Source organism: Candidatus Symbiopectobacterium sp. (genome assembly GCF_020054415.1).
GTDB lineage: Bacteria > Pseudomonadota > Gammaproteobacteria > Enterobacterales > Enterobacteriaceae > Symbiopectobacterium.
This window is the reverse complement of the sequence record NZ_JAHWCO010000698.1, coordinates 1-1,684: the sequence shown is the minus strand read 5'-3', so window position 1 is coordinate 1,684 and position 1,684 is coordinate 1. Positions and strand designations below refer to the sequence as shown.

The window sequence follows — 1,684 nt, the reverse complement described above, 5'->3', positions numbered from 1 at the left end:
GTGGTCATCTAAGTCTGAGAGACTACGATGCTCAGGTGGGTGAAGCCATGGTCATGGTCAAAGCGCTTAACCGGATCACGCTATTAGGAATGCCGAACAGTATTCGCATCACGTAACAATCGACCCGTATGGGGCGCAGTCGTTACAAGTTCTGATTTATTCAACAAAGCCATTGAATATATCAAAATCAGGCAATTACACAATCTCGTGTACAGGCTCCAAATAAGATGAGTTCATTAACTATATATATTTTGCTATTTTTTAGCGTCTTTTCAATAAGAGTTCCTTTTTTTTATAACTCAACAGTATTAGCTTTTATCATATTATCATTTTTATTGTTATTCTTAAACACACGTAAATTGGTAGTAAATTTTGGAATATTTAAGAGTAAAGTATTTATTCTTCTTTTCCCATTATATTTATTATTATTTTTGTTTTGTTTCATATTTCCATATTACCATGACACGAATGACTACAGTAAACATTGGGCACTTTTATCGCAGGTCTTTTCTATAATAACTATTTATTTATTAGCCAAGCTTGCTAATAAAAAAATCAATGATGATCTTGTGTATTTTAGTTCCAAAGCAATATTTGTTATTTATACTATTCAAGCATTTTTTGTGTTGATTTGTTTTTTATTTCCGAGTGTTAACGAATTAATGGAAATTTTCAGGTCACCAGATGGTGCTCAATATGATAGTTTTGGTAGGTATGAGGGGGTTAAGAGGCTATCTTTATCTGGCGGGCAATACTTTACACTATCAGCATCATGGGTAATGTCATTTATTATTACATCATTTTATTTCAAAGAAAATAAAACAACTCCTCTGTTAATCATTACCTTTCTTATAGCGTTTTTGTTTGCAGGAGTAAGTGCTGGTAGAATAGTTTTTTTGGGATTATTTTTTTCAATTTTTTTCTTGGCCAAGGTTTTATTTGTCAGGAGGGTTTTAGTCACAATATTGGCATGTTTCATGATGTCAATAATATTTTTTTACTTATTCTCATCGTATACAGATAATTTTAATAGATACATAAATTTTGCCTTTGAGCTATATTATAACTGGAAGCAGCATGGAAATATGTCAAGTGAATCCACTGACATTCTTAAATCAATGTACTTCACTATTGATCTTGATACATTCTTATTTGGGCATGGCAGATATATGCAAGACAATGGATTGTATTACTTAAATACAGATGCCGGATATCTGAGGATGATATTATTTTACGGTATTTTCGGACTGTTACTAAATATAGTAATTGATTTGATAAAGCTTTATTTAATATCGGTTTATTCTGGTTATAGGTTGAATTTTGTAGCGTTCATTTTAGGTGCATCTTTATTTTTAATCCATGTGAAAGGTGAAACGTTTAACCATATAGTTTCGGTGCAAGTTATATTATATTGGTTGCTTTTTTGTTGCTATTTTTATAATAAAAGAGGCTTTGTTGAATAATAGGAAATAATGCTGTTATGACACGCCTGTTTTGGATTAAAATGCTGATCGCTCAGGGATGCATCACCACGCTCTGGATTTAACAGGCTTTGTTGAATAAATAGAACTTTTGGGTAATCATCGGAGCAGATCACCACAGTTGTTTCAAAATCAGGTCTCCATGGCAAAACAAAATTTTAAAATCACCAACTGGCCCTCTTATAACAAGGCCCTCAAGCAGC

General features: G+C 32.3%; 2 protein-coding genes and 1 pseudogene. 2 read left to right on the top strand and 1 reads right to left on the bottom strand.

What is annotated here, in order from left to right:
* Together QZ506_RS20110 and QZ506_RS20105 are read left to right on the top strand one after the other, a co-directional pair.
* Positions 1-116: pseudogene (locus tag QZ506_RS20110) on the top strand (IS5/IS1182 family transposase); the annotation flags it as partial.
* 453 nt (positions 117-569) lie between these two features.
* Positions 570-1,463 (top strand): hypothetical protein, encoded by an 894-nt coding sequence (locus tag QZ506_RS20105; RefSeq protein ID WP_291973434.1) that lies wholly within the window; start codon positions 570-572, stop codon positions 1,461-1,463.
* Here QZ506_RS20105 and QZ506_RS20100 read toward each other — a convergent pair.
* Positions 1,436-1,600, bottom strand: coding sequence for a hypothetical protein (locus tag QZ506_RS20100; protein ID WP_291973432.1), 165 nt, complete (start codon positions 1,598-1,600; stop codon positions 1,436-1,438). The two genes, QZ506_RS20105 and QZ506_RS20100, sit on opposite strands and share 28 nt — an antisense overlap.
* Positions 1,601-1,684 lie beyond the last annotated feature (84 nt).